Genomic DNA, 4119 nt, shown 5'->3' with positions numbered 1-4119 from the left:
ACTTTCAAAGAGCAGAAAGAATTTGAAAATCTTGAAGTTGAAATAATGGAACTTGAGGAAAAGAAAACTGAGCTCGAAGCTCAGATGACTTCTTCTGATTTTTCTGTCGTTCAAAAAGCAGGCGAAGAATATAAAGCCGTTGAAGAAAAACTGAACGCAGATTATGCACGTTGGGAAGAGCTGGCAGAACTAGGATAAAAAAGTCAGAATAAAAAGAAGCTATAGCAAATGCAGAAAAACTTTTAGAGGATGAGGCAAATAACGGTGGAGAAAAAATTATTGGTCTCTTTTATCGCTGTTTTTTGCCTGTTTTCTGGCATGAAGGCATTTTCTCAGGTTATTGTGAGCGGTGGGAATCTAAAAAAGCCGATTGAATACAATAAAATAATGAGGAGCGGGATAAAATAATCTCTAAAATCAACAGTCTCAAAACAGAATATGAAGAAAAAATTCGTAATATAACCGAGCCTCAATGTATTGAAAACGAAAAACAGGGTTTTGGACACATTACGGACTATGAGAGGCAACAAGTTTATCCATCATCTCTCCACAAAAAAAACCCGTCGCAATGGACGGGCTTAAAGTTGGTCATTTTCTTTCGGCTTTTGCCTACTCGAAGTATCTTATTTTACAATCTCAGCAAGAGCTGCTTTCATTCCCTTAGACTGAATGTCAGCAAGGTGTCCTGCAACGGCAAGCTCGAGGCCTGAAACCTTTGTGAGGTCTTCTTTCCAGAAGTCAACATTTGAGAGAACTTTGTTTGCAATAACTTTTGCATCTTTTGTCTCTTTGTTGAGTGCAGCAAAGAATTCGAGAACAGGCATTGTGTCCTTGTTCGGGTATACGCCGTCGTCACGTTTAGATTCAAGGTATTTAGCACCCTTTTCGTCTGTCTTGATTTCTGTACCGTTGTAGAATGCGATAAGGGCAGCGATTGAGAAGCCGAGAAGCTTTGGAACCGAGCCGTTCTTTTTGATGCTCTGGAGTACTGAAGGAAGACAGCGTGTCCAGTATTTTGCAACTGAGTTCAAAGAAATTTCAATCAGGCGGTGCGGGTTGAACGGGTTCTGGAAGCGGGTCCATACATCCTGAGCGTATTTTTTAAGGTCTTCCTGGTCACCGTCGATTGATGGAACGATTTCGTTGAAGATGATGTCGTGCATGAACTTCTGTGCGTCAGCGTTCGGTGTGTTGAAACCTGAACCAACTTTTTCTGAACAAACGATGTCCTGAACGTAGTTTGAACCTGCAAGGAAGGCTGCGAGAACTGAAGATGTGTGTGCTCCGTTCAAAATGCGGACTTTGCGTGTGTGGTAGTAGTCCATGTTCTGAACCCACTTAACAGACAAGCCTGCCTTAACGAGCGGGAGTTCATCTTCGTGTGATTTTTTAGATTCGATAACCCAGAAGTGGAAAAGTTCAGCTGAGTCGAGGAGTTTGTCTTCGTAGCCGAGTTTTTCGCAGAGGTTTTCTGCCTGAGTTTTGCCGTTTTCTTCTTTTGCAAGAAGCGGGAAATATCCCGGAACAATGCGGTCGACCAAGCATGAACAAACGTCACAAGCCTCATCAAACCAGTTGATGAAGTCCGGTCCGAGCTGCCACATTTCTGCATAGCGGAGAATGTTGATGCGGAGGTTGAGACCTGCCTGGTCAGAAAGCTCACAAGGAATAAGGATAAGACCTTTTGATGTGTCGCCCTTGAAAGCCTGAAATCTCTTGTAGAGGAAAGCTGTAACTTTTGCAGGGAAGTTTTTCTGTGGTTTCTGGTCGAGAGTTACAGGAACTCCGTCAATTTCTGTATCGAAGCGGATACCAGCTTCTGTTGTGTTAGAAACAACAAAGCGCAGATCCGGGCTTGAAGCCAGTGCGATGTAGTCGTCGTAGTTTGTGTACGGGTTGATAGATCTGCTTACTGAGTTGATTGCACGTGTCTCAACGGTTGGTTTTCCGTCTTTCATACCGCGGAGAACTGTTGTGTAAAGGTTATCCTGTGCGTTCATTGCATCAATCATACCTTTTTCGAGCGGCTGAACGATAACGATGTTGCCGTTGAAATCAGTTTTTTCGTTTACAATATCAATCTGCCAGTCAACGAATGCGCGAAGGAATCCGCCTTCACCGAACTGCATGATTTTCTCTGGGCGTTTTACAGTTTTAACAACGTCTTTAATTGACTTAAGAGCCATAGTTTTGAACCTCCAAAAGTTCATAAAAAGAAAATTTGTTCTATCATAACATTTATTAATGATTATGTCAGTAAAAAAATATTTGTAAAAAAGCTAAATAACTTGTAAAAAAAACGACATCATTATAAAATGGAAAAATGGAAATTTCTCGTGAGAGACATCGAATAGGTTTTATTCTGGCAACAATACATGCAGGTTCTGCTTTAAAGCTCTGGCATAAACTTGCTGCCCGTGCCGAAAGGGATTCAGGTGCTTTTTTTGTATTTCCCGGCGGCAAACTTGAAAAAAAGACAGGTGATGAAAACCTTCGTAATGACATATATAAACTCGTAAATTCTTCAAATATCGATGGATTAATCAGCTGGGCATCAAGTATCAGTGGTTCTGTGTCTGTTAAGGAAATCGAAGAATTCCACGGGCAGTTTCAGTCAATTCCTTTTGTAACAATCGGTCAGAAAGTTTCGGGTCATCCTTGTGCTGAGTTTGATGCTTATATCGGCATGAAAGAGCTTGTCCAGCATTTTATTAAAGTTCATGGCGTAAAAAAGATTGCATTCCTTCGTGGACCGGAAACTCATACTTCTGCAGAAAACCGTTTCCGCGGATATAAAGATGCTCTTGTAGAAGCAGGACTTTATTCTTCTGAATCAGAAAAACTTATTTCTAGCCCATTGAGCTGGTATGACGGTGAAAAGGGAGCTGCACAGCTTTTTGAAGAACGCTCTCTTGTTCCAGGCCGTGATTTTGAAGCGCTTGTTTCAGCAAGTGATTTAATGACTTTTGCTGCCACAAATTATTTTAAGCAGAAAGGTTTTAGAATTCCAAAAGATTTTCTTGTCGGCGGTTTTAATGATACTGAAGAGAGCAGAATTTCAATTCCTTCCTTCTCTACTGTTCATATGCCGCACGCTGAACTTGGTGTCGGTGCTTATGAGTCAATTTCCAGCATGCTACAGGGAATGCTGGGTGTATCTGACATAAATCTTCCTGCTTATCCTGTGATTCGTGAAAGCTGCGGCTGTATTCATACAAAAGCACTTTATTCAATGGAATCAAAAATCAAAATCCGTACAAAAGAGCAGTTTAACGAAGAAATCTGTAAAATTTTAAGATTAGATTCTGCAGAAGCAAATCTTGCACCAATGATTGATGTTCTGTTTGAAAATGAGCGTGCAAAATTTTATGAACTGCTTACACAGCGTTTAACTGCATATTTCCAGAATGACGGTGAATTAATTAAACTGTTTTCAATTATTGCTCTTTTCAGAAATATTACCTGTCTTTCTCAGGAATATATCGAAAAAATCATACGGCATGTTTCTATTCTTATTCCAAGAGTTCAGGAACGAGTTTTAATCGAACAGCAGTATAAATCCGAAAGAATAAATGGCGTTATCAGTTCTCTTAAAAACGATATGCTTTCGGTCTTTGAGAGAAATAAATTAATTGGAATTCTGCATAACCATCTGAAAAAAATCGGAATAAACACTTTAGCGATTGTTCTTCATGAAGATGAAACTTACTCAAATTATATAGCAGGATTTAATTCTGCCGGTGAAGTCAGAAATGAGGAAGTAAAATTCCCTCGTGGTGAACTTGTTCCTGACAGGTTTTCTGCAGATTTTGATAAAGGTGTTTTTATTGTACAGCCGTTATTTGTTGAAGATCATTCTTACGGATATGTAATCTGTAATTATTCAGGCTGTCATGGAATTATCTATGAAGATCTGCGTTCTTCTTTAAGCAGTGCATTACAGAATATCTTCCTCTTTGAAAGCACGAATGAAGCAAAACGGATTGCAGAACAGGCTGAATTTGCAAAAACAGAATTTTTTGCAAATGTCGGTAGTGATTTGTGTGATCCTTTAAAAGACATTTCTGCCAAGCTTAAGCAAATGGAAGCTAATGTTGAAAAAGGTATTCTTGAAAAAGA

The 4119-nt window shown here is 39.7% G+C and carries 3 protein-coding genes; 2 read left to right on the top strand and 1 reads right to left on the bottom strand.

From position 1 onward, the window contains the following. On the top strand, positions 1-198 hold a 198-nt coding region (locus ACKI5B_RS06295), incomplete at its 5' end, for an ABC transporter C-terminal domain-containing protein (RefSeq protein WP_407426927.1). Between the two features lie 425 nt (positions 199-623). Here the strand turns inward: ACKI5B_RS06295 and ACKI5B_RS06290 are convergent. Then, positions 624-2186: a tagaturonate reductase gene (locus ACKI5B_RS06290; RefSeq protein WP_407426925.1), complete on the bottom strand. Its 1563-nt coding sequence runs from the start codon at positions 2184-2186 to the stop codon at positions 624-626. A 137-nt stretch (positions 2187-2323) separates the two neighbouring features. Between ACKI5B_RS06290 and ACKI5B_RS06285 the strand changes: the two genes are divergently transcribed. Then, positions 2324-4119: LacI family DNA-binding transcriptional regulator (locus ACKI5B_RS06285; protein WP_407426923.1), on the top strand; the 1796-nt coding region annotated here is incomplete at its 3' end.

It is taken from the genome of Treponema sp., from assembly GCF_045657965.1.
GTDB lineage: Bacteria > Spirochaetota > Spirochaetia > Treponematales > Treponemataceae > Treponema_D.
The sequence above is the reverse complement of the archived record's forward strand: the minus strand, read 5'-3'. Positions and strand labels throughout refer to the sequence as shown.

Excerpts from the sequence above, each read along its gene's own strand:
- ACKI5B_RS06290 (WP_407426925.1), bottom strand. The coding sequence starts at position 2,186 with ATGGCTCTTAAGTCAATTAAAGACGTTGTTAAAACTGTAAAACGCCCA.